This is a genomic window from Microcoleus sp. EPA2 (assembly GCA_020882975.1).
Classification (GTDB): Bacteria; Cyanobacteriota; Cyanobacteriia; order Cyanobacteriales; family Microcoleaceae; genus Microcoleus.
In genome coordinates this window covers 24396-41382 of record JAHRFD010000023.1, presented here as the reverse complement: position 1 = coordinate 41382, position 16987 = coordinate 24396, and the positions used below count along the sequence as shown (strand labels likewise).

The 16987-nt window shown below is 43.8% G+C and carries 18 protein-coding genes; 8 read left to right on the top strand and 10 right to left on the bottom strand.

Annotated features, from left to right (window positions below; translation table 11 throughout):
• Positions 1-108: 108 nt before the first annotated feature.
• Positions 109-549 (bottom strand): pentapeptide repeat-containing protein, encoded by a 441-nt coding sequence (locus tag AAFP14_RS19075; RefSeq protein WP_341733790.1) that lies wholly within the window; start codon positions 547-549, stop codon positions 109-111.
• A gap of 832 nt (positions 550-1381) precedes the next feature.
• On the opposite strand from AAFP14_RS19075, the gene AAFP14_RS19070 reads away from it, so the two are divergent.
• Positions 1382-4708, top strand: a complete 3327-nt coding sequence (locus tag AAFP14_RS19070) for an EAL domain-containing protein (protein WP_341733789.1) — start codon at positions 1382-1384, stop codon at positions 4706-4708.
• 106 nt (positions 4709-4814) lie between these two features.
• Here the strand turns inward: AAFP14_RS19070 and sipA are convergent, their stop codons facing one another.
• Positions 4815-5048 (bottom strand): regulatory protein SipA, encoded by a 234-nt coding sequence (gene sipA / locus AAFP14_RS19065; RefSeq protein WP_341733788.1) that lies wholly within the window; start codon positions 5046-5048, stop codon positions 4815-4817.
• Positions 5049-5218: 170 nt separating this feature from the next.
• Positions 5219-5644, bottom strand: a complete 426-nt coding sequence (locus AAFP14_RS19060) for an NUDIX domain-containing protein (RefSeq protein ID WP_341733787.1) — start codon at positions 5642-5644, stop codon at positions 5219-5221.
• 207 nt (positions 5645-5851) lie between these two features.
• On the opposite strand from AAFP14_RS19060, the gene rbfA reads away from it, so the two are divergent.
• The 3 genes from rbfA to AAFP14_RS19045 all read left to right on the top strand — a co-directional run bounded on the left by rbfA (position 5852) and on the right by AAFP14_RS19045 (position 8664).
• Positions 5852-6274: a 30S ribosome-binding factor RbfA gene (gene rbfA / locus AAFP14_RS19055; protein WP_341733786.1), complete on the top strand. Its 423-nt coding sequence runs from the start codon at positions 5852-5854 to the stop codon at positions 6272-6274.
• A 92-nt stretch (positions 6275-6366) separates the two neighbouring features.
• A complete protein-coding gene (locus tag AAFP14_RS19050; RefSeq protein ID WP_341733785.1) occupies positions 6367-8040 on the top strand; it encodes a glycoside hydrolase family 3 N-terminal domain-containing protein in 1674 nt (557 codons plus the stop codon).
• Between the two features lie 390 nt (positions 8041-8430).
• Complete coding sequence (locus AAFP14_RS19045; RefSeq protein ID WP_340518115.1) at positions 8431-8664, top strand: DUF4327 family protein; 234 nt, start codon at positions 8431-8433, stop codon at positions 8662-8664.
• Positions 8665-8894: 230 nt separating this feature from the next.
• On the opposite strand, the gene AAFP14_RS19040 is transcribed toward AAFP14_RS19045, so the two are convergent.
• From AAFP14_RS19040 to AAFP14_RS19030, 3 genes are all read right to left on the bottom strand, one after another.
• On the bottom strand, positions 8895-9299 hold the full coding sequence (locus AAFP14_RS19040; RefSeq protein ID WP_341733784.1) for a hypothetical protein: 405 nt from the start codon (positions 9297-9299) through the stop codon (positions 8895-8897).
• Complete coding sequence (locus AAFP14_RS19035; protein ID WP_341733783.1) at positions 9296-9421, bottom strand: hypothetical protein; 126 nt, start codon at positions 9419-9421, stop codon at positions 9296-9298. Before AAFP14_RS19035 ends, AAFP14_RS19040 begins: the two co-directional genes overlap by 4 nt.
• 65 nt (positions 9422-9486) lie before the next feature.
• Positions 9487-10623, bottom strand: coding sequence for an ABC transporter ATP-binding protein (locus AAFP14_RS19030; RefSeq protein WP_341733782.1), 1137 nt, complete (start codon positions 10621-10623; stop codon positions 9487-9489).
• 469 nt (positions 10624-11092) lie between these two features.
• On the opposite strand from AAFP14_RS19030, the gene AAFP14_RS19025 reads away from it, so the two are divergent.
• The 4 genes from AAFP14_RS19025 to AAFP14_RS19010 all read left to right on the top strand — a co-directional run bounded on the left by AAFP14_RS19025 (position 11093) and on the right by AAFP14_RS19010 (position 13719).
• Positions 11093-11716, top strand: a complete 624-nt coding sequence (locus AAFP14_RS19025) for a Uma2 family endonuclease (protein ID WP_341733841.1) — start codon at positions 11093-11095, stop codon at positions 11714-11716.
• A gap of 90 nt (positions 11717-11806) precedes the next feature.
• Positions 11807-12529, top strand: a complete 723-nt coding sequence (gene thyX / locus AAFP14_RS19020) for an FAD-dependent thymidylate synthase (protein ID WP_341733781.1) — start codon at positions 11807-11809, stop codon at positions 12527-12529.
• A 157-nt stretch (positions 12530-12686) separates the two neighbouring features.
• Positions 12687-13121, top strand: coding sequence for a dUTP diphosphatase (dut, locus tag AAFP14_RS19015; RefSeq protein ID WP_341733780.1), 435 nt, complete (start codon positions 12687-12689; stop codon positions 13119-13121).
• 37 nt (positions 13122-13158) lie between these two features.
• Positions 13159-13719 carry a deoxycytidylate deaminase gene (locus AAFP14_RS19010; RefSeq protein WP_341733779.1) on the top strand — a complete coding sequence of 187 codons (561 nt, stop codon included), beginning with the start codon at positions 13159-13161 and terminating at the stop codon, positions 13717-13719.
• A 41-nt stretch (positions 13720-13760) separates the two neighbouring features.
• On the opposite strand, the gene AAFP14_RS19005 is transcribed toward AAFP14_RS19010, so the two are convergent.
• The 4 genes from AAFP14_RS19005 to AAFP14_RS18990 form a co-directional block, all read right to left on the bottom strand.
• Positions 13761-14222 carry a salt stress protein, Slr1339 family gene (locus tag AAFP14_RS19005; RefSeq protein ID WP_341733778.1) on the bottom strand — a complete coding sequence of 154 codons (462 nt, stop codon included), beginning with the start codon at positions 14220-14222 and terminating at the stop codon, positions 13761-13763.
• 75 nt (positions 14223-14297) lie between these two features.
• Positions 14298-14903 (bottom strand): vWA domain-containing protein, encoded by a 606-nt coding sequence (locus tag AAFP14_RS19000; RefSeq protein WP_341733777.1) that lies wholly within the window; start codon positions 14901-14903, stop codon positions 14298-14300.
• Between the two features lie 119 nt (positions 14904-15022).
• Positions 15023-15499, bottom strand: coding sequence for an NAD(P)H-quinone oxidoreductase subunit N (gene ndhN, locus AAFP14_RS18995; protein ID WP_341733776.1), 477 nt, complete (start codon positions 15497-15499; stop codon positions 15023-15025).
• Positions 15500-15572: 73 nt separating this feature from the next.
• On the bottom strand, positions 15573-16754 hold the full coding sequence (locus AAFP14_RS18990; RefSeq protein WP_341733775.1) for an RNA-guided endonuclease InsQ/TnpB family protein: 1182 nt from the start codon (positions 16752-16754) through the stop codon (positions 15573-15575).
• Between the last annotated feature and the right edge of the window lie 233 nt (positions 16755-16987).

Below are 16987 nucleotides of genomic sequence, written 5' to 3'. Positions count from 1 at the left end.
CCCGATTCATTTCTCACTCAGAACTTGACCAATCAACTAAAAACCCGATTTCTGAATAGAAATCGGGTTTTTTAACGGAAATTTGGGGGTTATGAGTTTACAAGTCAATTACTCATCGTAGCTACCACCAACACCGATTTGGGTATTGTAGATTTTGGCATCAGTGATCGTCATATCTTCCATTGATGCGCCGGATACATCTGCGGTGTTAATGATAGCGGCGGTCAAATTTGCCCGATCAAGGTCTGCACCATTTAAACTAGCATTCGTCAGAAAAACTGATGTTAAGTTAGCGCCAGTCAAGTTAGCACCAGTCAAGTCAGCGCCTTCGAGGTTCGCCTCAGATAGATTTGCTCCTGCCAAATTTGCTTCTCTCAAATCAGCACCAATTAAATGGGCTTGTCTTAAATCAGCTCCTGACAAGTCGCACTGAAAACACTTCCCTGTCGATAGTAACTGCTCGACATCAGAAGTCCGATCGGCACGAGCAGGACTTACCAACAGTAGGGGAGTAACTAAGAGAGTAGCAGCTAACAGATTCAGTTTCATAATGTATGTCTCCTGGGACGATTTTAGATTTATAAGTTTTTTTTGTTTATAGCTACTATTTTACCACAGTGGTTTTTGCAAGTTGCGATCGAGTACACAGCCCGGATGTGACATGGAACCCGATGCGCGATGGGCGATCGCCCTCTAGTCAGTACCGCAATCTTCGCAAAATTTAACACTACAAAACTTAACAATATGAAATTCGATCGGGTATGAATTTCAGTAGTAACACCTCCAATATTAACGAATGCAAGTAACATTTGCGTCTTTCTACAGATAGATATGAGTGGTGAGGAAAGATGGGATATTAAAGACTTAATGTTTTTGTTAACTTTCACATCCGATCGCGCGATCGACCCTAACAAATTCTGTAAAAACCAATTACAGTTGGTAAGAGCAGTATCCTAGGTGCTGTTTCGATATCCCAAAGCCAGTGGTAGGTAAAATTAAACTCATGACCATCCCAACCCGCTCCTTTGGTACATAAAAAAGATACACTCTTAATTTCATAGATATAGCAAGAAACTTCCCCTGCGATCGCAGTTGTGCCACCAGCAGGAAACTAGCCACAGCTCAACCACATCCCGCAGATGAATGTTTAACAACAAATTTTAATTAGTTAAAAGTTAGGCACTTGCTCCCCCCAACCCTGTTGATTCCTAGATCGATCGCAGCTAAACCTCTAATTTTTCCGACAAAAAAATGGGGTTAATGAGTCTAACTCAACCAAAGCTAGCCACCGTGAAACCATCTAGATACTACTGGGGTAAGAACTCGCCAGCAGTGCCTTGCTCAAAAGTCCTAAATTCCAGGCGATCGCCAAAAATTAAATATGATAAAAAACCATTCCTCCAAGTATCTACCAACCTTAGACCAAGTAATTGACCGCAGCCCCTTGACAGTTGCGCCAAATACCCCATTAGCAGAAGTAATTACCCTCATGGGTCAACTACGCGAAAGTTGTCCCCGCCAAACACAAATTCCACCCACAAGTATTTACCACCAACTAACAGAAATTACCAATCCCCTCACACCCGCAGACCCACTCCGAGATACCAGAAGTGGCTGCGTCTTTGTCGTGGACAAATTGAAAGAAACTTGCTCTTGGGATGCCGATCGCATTTCTCCATTGCAAGGACTATTTACTGAGAGAGACCTGGTAGATTTGATTGCTTCAGGCAAAAACTTAAAAGCTGTCACCATCGCCGAAGTAATGAAACAGCCCATAGCAACTCTGACAAAATCCGAAGCTCAAGACATTTTCAGCGCCCTAATTTTGCTTCGTCAATACAAAATTCAGCATTTACCCATATTAGACAATGACGGTCAACTTTTAGGAGTAATTACCCCCGAAAGCATTCGCCAAGCCATGTTGCAACCGGCAAATATCTTAAAAATGTCCCAAGTCCAAGAAGTAATGACAACTCAAGTCATTCAAGCCCCGGTAACTGCTTCAGTGATGAGTTTAGCGGAGTTGATGGCCCAACACCGTGTTAGCTGCGTCGTCATTACAGAAACAGAATTATCTAGAAATTGGGAATTGCCAATTCCCGTAGGCATCGTCACAGAACGGGATATGGTAGAATTTCAAGCCCTAGAAATAGATTTATCCCAAACGATCGCCCAAACAGTCATGAGTACCCCCTTGTTTTGTCTCAAACCAGAAGACTCCCTGTGGGTAGCTCATCGGGAAATGCAGCAACGCTTAGTCCGTAGGTTGGTTGTCACCGGAGAACAGGGAGAACTTCAAGGCATAGTTACCCAAAGTAGTTTACTCCGAGCACTAGACCCAATGGAAATGTCAGGGGCGATCGATGTGCTCCACGATTCAGTCCAAGCACAAACTCACAAATTGCAAAAAGCCATCGCCTCCCTCAGCTTAACCAACGCCCAACTAGAAAACGAAATCGCCACCCGCGTCAAAGCCGAGGCCAGGCTACATCTTTTAGAATCAGCAGTAGTCAACGCTAACGACGCGATCGTGATTATGGATGCCGGACACAGCGATATCTCTGACCCCACCATCATCTACACCAACGAAGCTTTTACCCAAATGACGGGCTATCTACCCACAGAAATCATCGGACAAACGCCCAGTTGCTTGCGTGGCCCAGAAAGCGACCCAGCCCAAGTAGCCAAAATTCGCCGCGCTTTCTCTCGCCGCGAACCTCTGCGTTTGGAATTGATTAACTACCGCAAAGATGGTTCGACTTATTGGGTGGAACTCAACAGCGTACCCATTGCCGAAGCGTCGGGGAAAGTGACACACTGGGTGTCTGTACAGCGCAATATTAGCGATCGCAAGCGGCTGGAACAAGCATTTTTTCAAGAAAAAGAACTCGCTCAAGTTACTTTACAGTCGATCGGCGATGCCGTAATTACCACAGATGCTAGTGGCTACATTTCCACCCTCAACCCCGCCGCTGAAAAAATCACTGGTTGGTCAACCTGCGAAGCCAAAGGTTTGCCCCTAGCAATGGTGCTCAGCATAGTTGACGAAACTACCCGGATGTCGATCGCCAATATCGCTGACATCGCTTTGTCCCAAGGTCAAATTGTAGACAAAGGACAAAACAGCTTGTTAATTGCCCGCAACAACCGCGAATTTGCGATCGACTATTGCGTCGCCCCCATCCACGCCAGCGATAGCGAAATCATCGGTGCCGTCGTGGTGTTCCGAGACGTCACTCAAGTGCGAACTCAAGCGCGACAATTAACTTGGCAAGCAACTCACGACTCCCTGACGCAATTAGTCAACCGCCGCGAATTTGAATACCAGTTAGAATACGCCCTCCACAGGACTCTAGGTTATGGCCAAGAACACGTCATGCTGTACCTAGATCTCGATCGCTTCAAAATAGTCAACGACACCTGCGGCCATATGGCTGGGGATGAATTACTTCGTCAAGTCAGTCAGCTATTTAAAAATAATATCCGCAAAACCGATATTTTAGCCCGTCTCGGTGGCGATGAGTTTGCCGTACTCCTGTACGAATGTTCCGCCGAAAAGGGATTGGAAGTAGCAGAATCTCTCTTAAATTGCATAGAAGGGTTCCGGTTCGGATGGCTAGACAAAACTTTTTCTATTGGTGTCAGTATTGGTTTAGTTGCCATTAATCACAAGACACCATCGGCCTCTGGAATTTTGATCGCCGCCGATATTGCTTGTTATGCTGCTAAAAATAAAGGTCGCCATCGAGTGCAGGTTTATCGATCGGGCGATCGGGAATTGCTCAAGCAGCACGGCGAAACCCAGTGGGTAGTGCAAATCAATCAAGCCCTAGAAGACAATCGCTTCTGCTTGTATTCTCAGCCGATCGTACATTTGCTACATCCTCAAACCACAGGAGTACACTGCGAAATCCTACTCCGTCTCCAGCTTGAAAGCGGTCAGTTAGTCTCGCCCATGGCGTTTATTCCGGCGGCCGAACGATACAATTTAATGAACGCGATCGACCGCTGGGTCCTCCGCACTTTATTTACCAATTTGTCACAAGTTTTTGGTCCAAATTCCTTAGCCCAGAACCAAAGCCCCCACAGCCAGCCCATCGCCACTTTGCCTGCTTGTTGTGCCATGCCTAACTTGCGGTCATCGATGGGTAACTATGCCAGCCTGTATGCTCTTAACCTTTCTGGTGCTAGCATCAACGAAGAACGGTTTATTGAATTTATTTACGAGCAGTTTTCCATCCACCAAATCCCCCCGGAAATCATTTGTTTTGAAATTACAGAGACCGTGGCGATCGCCAATCTCAGCAAAGCAGCTAGTTTAATTTCTAAACTCAAGAAACTGGGATGTCAGTTTGCCTTGGATGACTTTGGTAGCGGGATGTCTTCCTTTGCTTATCTAAAAAGTTTGCCAGTTGATTATATTAAAATTGATGGCAATTTCATTAAAAATATTGTCAATAATGAAATAGATATTGCCATGGTGGAATCCATCACAAAAATTGCTCATGTAATGGGAATTACCACTATAGCTGAGTATGTGGAAAATGAAGAAATTATGGAAAAACTCAAAGAGCTAGGAGTTGATTATGGTCAAGGTTATTTTTTGGGAAGACCTCAACTTTGTAATTTAAAAACTCTGAATCTACAGGAAGTTTTGGAAGAAGTTACTGTAAATTCTTTGGATTTGAAAACTCAGATAGCTTCTTGAAAAGTCATTAGTCATTGGTCATTAGTCATTAGTTATTGGCTGCACCAGCTCAGCTTCATCGAAGCATCCAAAGACACGGCGCACAGCAAATAACCAATAACTACCTTCAACCCTCAACAATAGTTTCCACAGCTTCAATATACTGACTGTCTAGGAGGAAAGCACCTTTTTCAAAACGAATACCCCAATAATTGCCGGGATGCCGATCGACTACAATACCCTCAGCGCCGATCGCAATTACATTAGCAGGCCGCAGCATCGGCATCCGTTCCGCAGTTTTCACGTAGGGTGGCATCGCTATAACTCGCACTTTTTGACCAACACTAAATTCTTTTTCCATGAGTTTTTTTCCCTTTGACAATCTGGTGATTTTAGTAGTAATATCAATTCCGGTTGTATGGGAATGATTTAACCGCGAAGGCGCTAAGGACGCGAAGTTCGAGAAGAGAGAGTTTAATACAGGACGATGAAGACAGGATTTTATCTAACTTTAGTATTGTAAGTAACTGTTTATTTTAAATACTCCTGCAACAATTTCCAAGCCATTTGAGTACCCTCCCCTGCGTTTACTTTCCCAAAATCTACATCTTTTCTCAAAACCACAAAACCCACACCTTCTTTGATTTCTATGTCCTCGAAATTGCTAACTCTCGCCAAAAACAAGTGATTTTCTTGTATGATTTGGGGATTTTTTTTGGTCTTTGGGTGAATAAAAGTTGCGATAAATTCCATGGTGTAATTGGTATTGAGGCAAGTTTCTTCCTCCAGTTCTCTTACTGCCGCTTGCTTTGGACTTTCTCCAAGGTCCACGGCACCTCCAAAAGTAGACAGCATCCCTTGACTGGCAATACCTGGAATATTATCTCGCAGTTGTGCCACAATCTGACCGTTCGGGAGCATGAGAAAAATACGAACAATTGACTGAGGAATATTCATATTCGATGTGTTTTAGATTGAGAGTGAGTCCTGGGCTAGGTTTGCACAAGTGACTAACGGCGCTCGCTCGTCCTGCTTCTTTATCCCTGTCATACTAATCCTAATTTTTAGACCGATCGCGCATAACACCGATACCGATCGCGCTACAATTGTCAATCGGGATAAAAACGGCAGATATAGCCGATCTAAAAGTAGGGGATAGTTGGTATGGCTACAAGTCGTCGCATAGAGCGCGTAGCTTCAATGATTAAACGCGAAGTCAGCCTCATGTTGCTCAACGGCATTAAGGACGATCGAGTAGGTGCCGGTATGGTTAGCGTCACCGAAGTAATTGTTTCGGGAGACCTTCAGCACACAAAAATCTTTGTCAGCATTTACGGTACTGATGAGGCGAAAGCCGAGACCATGGAAGGTTTAAAATCCGCTACTAGCTACGTCCGCAACCAGTTGGGCCAAAGGATGCAACTGCGCCGCACACCAGAAGTCACCTTTCTCGAAGACCGCTCCCTAGAACGAGGTGATAAAATGTTAATACTGTTGAATCAGCTTTCTGCTAATCGCAAACCGGATCTAGAAGATTCAGATGCAGAATTCAGCGACGATGACATTGACGATACAGATGAGGATTAGTATTTTAATTCAATTGGCAGTTGGCACTTGGCAGTTGCTACCAATCACCAATCACCAATCACCTGTTACCTGTTACCAATCACCAATTTCCCATGATTGACAATCTTTCCCTACCAGAATTAGTAGCCCAGATGTTCGTAGTGCGCGCTTCTGGCTATTTGTTCGATCGCCAAATTCGCTATCCCGAATGGGAACCCACCGCCGACAAACTCCGCCATTACGTAGAAAAATTGGGTGTGGGTGGTGTGATTTTGGCGGGGGGAAGTGCTGCGGAATTGTCAGTTCGATCGCACCAATTGCAATCTTGGGCAAAATTTCCGCTATTACTGGCGGCGGATATTGAGGAAGGTGTCGGCCAGCGATTCAGTGGCGCAACTTGGTTTGCCCCACCCATGGCCATCGCAGAAATTGCCAAGCAAAATCTAACAGATGCACAATGCTATGCCCAACAAATGGGTGCTGTGACTGCCATCGAAGCTAGGGCGATCGGTCTCAATTGGGTTCTGGCACCAGTAGTTGATGTCAACAACAATCCTGACAATCCGGTAATTAACGTCCGCGCTTTTGGGGAGACACCAGCAATTGTCAGCAAATTAGCCAGTGCTTTTATTCGCGGCGCCAGCACACAATCGGTTTTGACTACAGCCAAACATTTTCCCGGCCACGGCGACACCGCCGTTGATTCTCACTTGGAATTGCCTGTTTTGCCCCATTCCCCAAGTCGATTGGCGGAGGTTGAGTTGCCTCCTTTTGTCGAAGCCATCGCCCATGGAGTTGATGCTGTGATGAGCGCCCACTTGCTGATTCCGGCTTGGGATGCCGAGTTTCCGGCTACTGTTTCTCGCAAAATTTTGATGGGGAAACTCCGCCAAGAGTTGGGTTTTCAGGGTTTGATCGTAACCGATGCTTTAGTCATGGGGGCGATCGCCAATCAGTATGGCCCAAATGAAGCTGCGGTTTTGGCGGCTGTTGCTGGTGCTGATGTTTTACTGATGCCCCTAGACCCCCACGGCGCAATTCAGGCTGTCTGTGAAGCTGTGACTCAAGGTAGGATTCCTAGAACCCAAATCAAGGAATCTGTGAAGCGAATTTGGGAGGCTAAGCGTAAAGTTGGTTTGCAGATTTCTGAACCGTCCCAACCCGCCCAGCAGCCCAGGCGTAAGCATCAAACTGCTGTTGTCGAAAGCGGTAGCAAGAATCTACAATCGCTAAATTCGATCGACTTAAGTTTGCTGGCACATCCGGCTGCCACGACAATTGCTGCTGATATTTTGCGAGATTCCTTGAAATTTGGCGGCAATCTACCTTTGGCTGTGTCGCAGACTCAAAAAAATCAGCCGTTGCGGAATTTAATAGTTGTAGATGATGTTTTGGGGTGCGAATTTTTGGGAAACCACACTCCCGCGATCGCCCTGCCGGCCAAGTTTGGTTACGAATTGCAACTAATTGACGATCGCACAGCCTCCATCGCACAGAATACAAATGCAGAGTGCTTTACTCCCACTTTGCTGCAAGTTTTCATTCGTGGCAACTGCTTCCGAGGGAGTGCTGGCTTGACCTTGGCTGCTCAAGATTTGTTTAAGCAATTATTAACAACTGGTGAACTTCAAGCTGTGTTAATCTACGGAAGTCCCTACGTTTTAGACCAATTTTTGCCCCACCTATCTCCCAGCATTCCCCATATATTTTGTTTCGGTCAGATGCCCAGTGCCCAAGCCATCGCCCTAGAATTACTATTTGGCCTAGACTCAAAGCCTCTAGGGTAACTAACAAAGTTGTGCATTAAAGCACGGGCCTTTCATGCACAGGGAGTTTCGGTCTTGGATTCTGGAATCTCCAGTTTTCAATGAATTGACACCAGGACCATGCTTGAGTTAGTTATTGATTAAAGTTTTATAAATTTTTGTTAATTTTGCATTTAAGTAAATATACTTAGTATGTGCGAAAAATCAAAATTTTCAGACCAAAAGAGCTCTAGTGGAACTCCGAATAAGTCCTTACGGAGCTGATTTGTGTAAATATTAGAATTTCTTTTAAGTTTATATAACTAAATTGTATCTATATATACAGACAAAAATTAATCTAGGAATTAGTTGGGTGTACACTATATTATTAATAAGGCCATAAAAATTTTTAGCAAACATTGAGGGCGCATTATGATTCAGTCCACCATCCACCCCTTGCAATACTCTTTAGATGTTATCCAAGATGAAGCACGTCACCTCGTGCATGATGGCGTTCTCAGCCGTCAGCAGCCCATTTATACGATGTGCCAATTCATTCCGCCTCGCGAATGGGCCTGTGTAGAGTGCGAGTTGGAAAAATGTGACTTTTTACTGCGCGATCGCATCGCCGACCTCATCGGTTCGGAAAAGTGGGACAATGACTAAATTTGCTTCATCCAGTCCGGCTGTGTTGAGGAATTGAATCAGTTATGGGTGTTTGTTGTACATGAGGCTGGTAGCAGAATTGGCAATTAGCACAATGTAAATGTCAAACTTAGAACGGCTTTTTTTTACATTACTCCTAATTGCAACAGTGTTAGAGGAGGTTGTTTGCTTGCGAAATACCTTTTTTGATTTAAAAATTTCAAATTACTTTGTCTGCGACTCAAGATGCTTTAATCCTGAGAATTTTCAGCGCGTAAACTTTCTAACTGGGCTCTGAGTGCCATCATTTGTGCAGTTAACTCTTGAATCTCTAACTGTACGTCTGGTTGTGACACAGCATCGGGAGGATTACCTTGGGGTGAATTCGATTGCTGAGGCGAGACGGATTCACTCTCGGTATTCTCCCGTTCGTTTTGCCCAGAAAAAATAGTATCTACAAAATTCCGCGCTTCTGTATCGGCCATTTCTCCTTTTTCTAGTAACTCATCGGCTAATACACCCAAGTCTGACTTTAATTTTTCCAGATTTTCCTCTCGCTTCAGCGGGTCTTGCAATGTCTCAATTAAAAAAGAAGTTGCACCCAAAGCTAGGTGAAATCCGGTTTGCAGCATTTGAGGCAGTTTTTCAGAATTCATTTAAAAATTCCGCGAGTGCGAATTTGTGGATCGGGAACGCCCCAAATCACAAAAAATAATTCTTTGGGGGGATGGCTTTCTATGTTACTTAAACTAATTTTAGCATTACTTGGCAAATTCATAAATGTCAAGTGTAAATTTTTGTAACAATACCGCTCGCTCTGAAATATTCAGGTTAAGCACCCGACTATCGAGGATAGAGGGTATCCCCGGTGGAAGGGTCAAATACAAATAGTCGATCGAAATCAAGCTCTACACTCAGTCGATCGCCCGATCGGTAGCGCCCATTCCCAGGCACCACTAGCTGTATCGTAGTTTCTGGACTCAACATCGGCAAACTCGCCCGAATTAAAGTTTCCCGCCCCAAGGGTTCAACCACTTTCACCTCTAACTCTAGAGGCACTTTTTCTAAGGCCCAAACATCGGTTTTTAAATCCTCATTATCCGTCATGGATTTAGTAAAAACTGCTATGTGTTCAGGACGAATTCCCAAATCAAAACCCTGTCCTTCCCTAGGCTGCAATTTTTTCTGAATCGAAGGCGGACAAGCTAGAGATTGATTTCCCACTTGAAAAGATTCGTTCGCATAAATTGCAGGCAAAATATTCATCGCCGGATTGCCTAAAAATGTCCCCACCATCCGATTTACTGGTTTAGCATAGACAGTTTGAGGGTCTCCAATTTGTTGAATCAGACCGCGATTTAAAATAACAATTTTGTCCGCTAAAGTCATCGCTTCCACTTGGTCGTGGGTGACATAAATAGTAGTAATTCCTAGCCGCTGATGCAGTAGTTTAAGTTCGGCCCTAGTATCATCTCGCAATTGAGCATCCAGGTTAGACAATGGTTCATCTAAGAGAAAAACCTTGGGTTCGCGGGCGATCGCCCTTCCCAGTGCTACCCGCTGTTGCTGACCTCCTGAAAGCTGTTTCGGCTTGCGGTTGAGGAGATGGTCGATCGATAGCGTCTGGGCTACAGTCTCCACCCTTGCTTGAACTTTTGATTTTTCAACATTCCGCATCCGCAATCCAAAAGCCAGATTTTCTGCCACAGTCATGTGCGGATAAAGCGCATAATTTTGAAATACCATTGCCACATCCCGCTGTCGGGCTGGAATGTGATTGACTAAATTATCTCCAATATAAATATTGCCCGAAGTTGCCGTTTCTAAACCTGCTATTGTCCGCATGATTGTAGATTTACCACAACCGGATGGTCCGACTAATACCCAAAATTCTCCGTCCGGGATTTGGAAGCTAATATTTTCTATGGCGGTGACATTTTGGTAGCGTCTGGTAATATTTTGTAAGCGAACATTTGCCATTTTTCTTAGTTAGGAGTTACTGGTTATTAATTAGGAGTTACTGGTTATTAGTTATTTGTTTATTCCAGGATGCACTAATAACCTAAATCATGTTATTCTCAGGGTCGCGAAGCATCTCCAATCTTTGCCACACCGTCACCATGGGTCTAGGACTATAGTTTTCAAATTATCGCCTAATTGACGACAATCTTTTAAGGGCGATCGCACATTATAGATTTTATCAGCAGCCGAGACCAATCTGACTGAACTAGAAGCCGATCGTGTCGTCAAGGGAGATTAGGTGTCCTGCGCCTTTCGGTATAGCCGTCCATAATAGCTGTGATGGATGTTTTCGCCCGTGGCGGGGTCGCCTCGATCCTGGAGCGCTTGCGTCAAGTAAAATGGCGATCGTCTCATGTTCCGAAGCCCCCTAGTGCAAAGCTATACTAGCAGTATCCAAGATCAGAATCATCAAAGAGAGGTTGCCATCGTGACAGCTACTATAATTATACCTAAAAATGCCGACCCAAAAATAGAGCCAGAATCCCAGCAGCAATTAGAAAACCTAGCAGAAATTCAGCCAGAATCAGAACCCAAACAAGTCATATCTCTCGAAGATTTTTTAGTCAAGCCTGCTGATAGAATGGAATGGGTTGACGGCAACTTAGTGGAGAAAACAGGAATGACATTCAAGCACGGTCTGGCTCAGTCTAAATTATCTACCTTGTGGACAAATTACAAAAATTCCAGCGGACAGGGAGGAGAAGTTGTTACAGAAGTCCTTTGTCGCACTAACAAACAAGGCCGCCGTCCCGATGTCGCTTACATAACTCCTGAACTACTGCCACAATCAGGCAATTTTACAGCATTTTCCCAAAGTTTTCCCCTGATAGCAGAAGTTGCTTCCCCTGAAGATAGCGCCGAAGAATTATTTGCGAAAGCTCAAGAATATTTAGAATCTGGATGTTTAGAAATCTGGCTGCTATTTCCAGAAGCTCGATTAATCTTTGTGAATGCCGGGAAAAATTGGCTATTATTTAATGCCGATGAAGTGGCTAGCACTCAAAATGTACTTTCAGGTTTTAGCTTAGGTGTCAGTGAATTATTAGCATAAAGAACTTGCCAAAAAGGACAGGTTATGAAATAATCTAGGATGTTGAAAAATCAAACTAAAGAGACATCCCCAAATAAAAATAAAAATATAATGGATAAATTCAGAGTAGAAGTTATTTCTCAAACACCCAATCCTCAGCAAGTAATATATGCTGCTCTCCATCAAGACTATACAGAGAATTTCGTATTTGACGAACGGGATTCCTGGCCATCTGAAGCCGAATGTGGCGAAATAATCGTCAAAAGGCTCCTCGCAGGCGATCGGGGTCATTACGGCCCCCTAGAACATCCCCAAATTATCTTTAATTGCGGCTACTTTCCCCACAGCGTCATGCAGCAGGCCAGGACACATCGTGTAGGAGTATCATTTGATGTGCAATCCCTCCGTTATACAGGAAATCAATTTCTAGATGCCGCCACCGGCAAAAAAGATATAGAAGATATTTTTTACCTCCGCCCAGTAGATTATTATACAGACCGCGAAGGCAAAAAATACTACTATTCTCCCCAACAAAGACAGCAAGATTTAGAGTGGTGTCTAGAAGCCGCTAAACGTTACAAAATAGACTTCGATGGCGGAATGTCCGAAGAACACGCCAGAGGCAAATTACCCTTTGACTACCGCCAGCACTTTGTAGTCAGTTTCAATTTAAGGTCATTCCTGCATTTTGCTGACTTGAGAAACAAGAAAAATGCTCAACTCGAAATTCAAAAACTCTGCGAAATGATGTGGCCCCATTTTGAAAATTGGGCCCCAGCCATTGCGAAATGGTACACAACAACTCGCCTCGGAAAAGCCAGACTAGCCCCGTAATAATTCCGATATTCGCAATTATTCATCCCTCTCTTCTCCCCCTCTGCGTCCTCTGCGGTCTCTGCGGTTAAAAAAAATCCAATACAACTAACATTGAGAACGCTAAAAAGTTTGCTATCTCAGCATTATTCCGTCTTCCTTATCCTCACCAAACAAGATGAAATTAAAAATCCGGCAACTTCACGAATCAGCCATAATCCCCAAATACGCCCACGAATCTGATGCTGGACTCGATCTATTTTCCATAGATGAATTAGAAATCATTCCCGGAGAAAGCAAGTTAATTCATACAGGCATATCAATAGAATTACCCCCAAAAACAGAGGCACAAATTCGTCCTAGAAGTGGTTTGGCTCTCAAAAACCAAATCACTGTACTCAACGCGCCAGGAACAATAGATGAAGGCTATCGAGGGGAAATAGGAGTCATTTTAATCAATCATGGTAACACTTATTTTCAAGTTACCAAAGGCATGAAAATTGCTCAAATGGTTATCGCGCCAGTAATTCGCGTGGAAATTGAAGAAGTTAAAATGTTAAGTTCCAGCTCTAGAGGAGATAATGGATTTGGCTCCACTGGCATCTGGCAATAAATAGCGTCTCTCATACACTTCTAATTCTATACTTTAAATGCAGAACACACCAGACAACTACGACCCTCCTCAAAGACCAGATTGGGATGAATACTTTTTAATGTTAGCCAAATTAGCAGCCACTCGATCGACTTGTCTGGCCTTTCCCGTAGGTGCTGTGATCACTAAAAATAGGCAAGTGTTAGCCACCGGTTACAACGGTTCCCCCTCCGGTTCGGCGCACTGCATCTCTCAAGGATTCTGCTATCCTGGTTTGAGCAGTTGTGATGCTAGTAAAACCTTACCATCGCGGGCGGTTCATGCAGAAGCAAATGCGATCGCCAAGGCCGCCAGACATGGTATATCTACAGATGGAGCTAGCATTTACGTCACCTTAGAACCCTGCATTTATTGTCTTAAATTAGTCATTGCCGCTGGGATTCGGGAAATCTTTTATGAAACCAGCTTCAACAGTGGAGAAAAAGCAGCCTTGAGAGATACTTTTATCAGTGAAGGTATTGTGGAACTCAAGCAAATTCAGTTATCTGAAAATACAGCAAAAAAGGCTGCCCTATTTTTGCTGCATCCTACTTCTGTCCTCAAAGATTCTATTTCTTGACAATCACTATAACGGTTTTCCCTAGCGTCCACAGTCAACATTTAATCAAACTCATTCACAACTTGCAAATAGTCGATCGCAGCATCTATCCTCGAAGAATACTTAAAAGCAAACTGATCGAACCAAAATCTCTCATCAGAATCTTTACTTAAATTCTTCAGCCAAACTTGAGCTTGTCTCACTTTTTCCCGGTGGGTTTTTACTTCCACCTGCTGCTGTTCCTGTTGGAGAATTTTCTGAGCTTTATTTTGTGCTTCATTTTCAGCCAAAAGCCGTTCCTGTTTGGCAAAGTCTTCAGCTTGGTCTTCTGCTTGGTATTCAGCCTTAATTTGAGCTAAATCACGGTCGAAATTATCCAAATCCAAATTTTTGCCAGAAGTTTCAATAGCTGGCAAAGACGGTTCTGCTTGCACCCTCTGCTGGCTTTTTAACTCAGCAGATTTTTTTTGAGATTCTTGATACTCAGCCCTAAGTTCAGCTAACAAACGATCGATCGATTCCATTACTTAACCCCCCCCTAAACAATGCTTCTGAGCCCTCCGGCCAAAATACCATCGCCTTAAACTTGATTCACCTGTTCAATCAGTGATTGCATTCAGCAATACTTCCGTGAGAGTCATTCCTTCCATATCGTCCATAGTTACAGTATCCACGATATCGAATTTAGCTCCAGCGCTTTGCAGTTCGTCATCCAATATCTTGAGAAACTTGGTAGCTTCTGGGGCATTCCCGACTTGGATAAACGAAATTGCTAATTCTTCATCTCGATCTAGCTTCCGCGAAGCTTCTATAATTGTTTTCATTACTTCTTTGCGATCGTCCGGTTCTCCGTCCGTCACCACTAATATTGTTTCCCCATTTAGCTGAGTCTTACCGGATGTTTTTCGCTGAAAATAGTTGTTGAGAGCATCTTGCAAAACTATCGCCAAATTCGTAGTCCCCGAAGGCTCATTTTCTTGGAATATTTGTACTACTTTCGCTGCTGTTACATTGTCGTACCGTTTGAAGCGACCGGAAAACAAGTAAACTGTGATGCCATCAGGGTCTAGTTCTTCACATTTATTTGCTAATGCGATCGTCGATTCCTGCATCAGCGCCCACCGACTTTTGCCCCCAGTCTTGTCTTTGGTGTACATACTGCCACTTTTGTCAATGATTATGGTATAATCTCGGTTGTGAAGCATGAGAATTTTCCTGTTACATTAAATTTTTTCAAAAAAGAGCGAAACCAGCGAGCAGAAGCTGTTGAGCTTTACTTGCTCGCTGCGTTTTTTAGTTGATTGGCGATCGACTGAAACCCTATTTAAGCTGTAACTAAAGCATCCTTGAGTGGCTTCCAACTAAAAACTCGATCGCCCCCCATCTCTACAGCTATTTTAACTCGCGGTTCTAACGTCGGCAAAATAGTTAAATATTCCACCTCCTGACTAGACAAAATCTGCCCTTCAATGATCCACAGCACCAGTCCTTTTGCTTTCGGAGGCAAATTGTCCAATTGAGTCTTCAACATCGGTGGCACGTAGTAGGTATAACCCACCGACGCTTCATTACCAGTGGTTTTCTTACCCAAATGCGGCGGCCGCACCCCGTGCACCCCCGTCAAATACATCGCCAAATCGCCCAAACCCCGCGCTGTAATGTTGTACGCACCATAGCCCGCAGCCCTGAGTCGGCGCAGGTAGCGTCCCTCAAAACCTCCCTCCAACGGAACATACAGGGCCAGGGACCCCGACTTTTCCAAATCCCGAATCATATCTGAACCCGTCGTAATCAATCCCATAAATTTGTGTTGCTGTATGAAAATTTGGTGTATCGCCCAAGTGCGAACTGCAAGTATTTTGACACTCCCCAGTCTAAAGACGTGGGGATTCTTCATTCACAGGGAGATGCCTTGCAAAAGCAGTGCCTTTACTTGGTCTTACTCTCCCTCCCGAAGCAGTGGCGGTATGCCCTACCGCCAGAATTCGTAACCCTTCATCCCGAATATTCTTAGCGGCATTGATGTCTCTATCGTGGTTTTCTCCACACTTAAGGCATTGCCAACTACGAATATCTCTCAAACTATCAACACGATTTAAGCAGTTACTACAGGTCTTGGAACTGGGGAAAAATCTGTCAACTTCTAGATAGATTTTTCCTTCCCATTCAGCCTTGTATTTCAACATAGTACAGAATTGACCCCAGCCAGCATCACTAATTGATTTTGCTAGTTTAGGGTTTTTGACCATGTTGCTGACGGCTAGATTTTCGACCACTATGACTTGGTTTTCGTCAACTAATTTACGACTTAGCTTGTGGAGAAAATCTTCACGACAACGAAGGATTTTAGAGTGAACTTTAGCAACTTTAACTCTAGCTTTATTGCGGTTCTTAGAGCCTTTTTGCTTGCGATTAAGTTTCTTTTGTCTCCTCGCTAATCTTCGTTCGTAGTTACGATAGTATTTAGGGTTCCCATGTTTAGTCCCATCTGATGTAATCGCAAAATGGGTTAGTCCAACGTCTATCCCGATAGCTTTTCCTTCTGATGATTTTTGGGGCAAATCCTGACCATCATCATAAAGACAAGATGCAAAATATTCTGCTGATGGATTAACTGAAACCGTAACCGACTTTAAATCTCCCTCGGGTTGCCGTGAAATTTTGCAATAGACTTTGCCGATTTTAGGTAATACTAGAACATCATTTTTTAACTGACAGTGCTGAGGAAATCTAATCGACTGCCTATTTTGCTTTTTCTTGAAGTTAGGATATTTAGCTCTACCTTCAAAAAAATTAAGGAAAGCACTAGAAAGATTTAAAGCGACTTGCTGTAATACCTGCGATGGGACTTCGCTTAACCACTCATACTCTTTTTTTAGGGAAGGCAGAAGCTTGATTATTTCGTTTCTGCTTAATCCTTTTCCAGTTTGTTTGTAAGTTTCGGATGTTAGATTGAGAGCGTAGTTGTAAAACCATCTAGCACAGCCAAACGACTTGGCAAGCAAAACGGATTGCTCACCGGTCGGATAGATTCTGTACTTGAATGCTTTTAACATTTTGCTTACCACACTACATTTACTATGGTAAATTGTTTGGTCAAAAGTGTCAATCCGTCCTCCGCTACGCTAAAGGACGGGGTTTTAAACCCAAATTTTCGATAAATCTTTAAGCTGAGTCAAAAAAATCCGATCGCGGCCTTGACAAAGAGCCAACACTTCGTATAGTATTGTGAATCGTTGCTGTAAAGGATACTGAGTGGTTAACTGCTCAAGTCCAGGCACGAACAAGC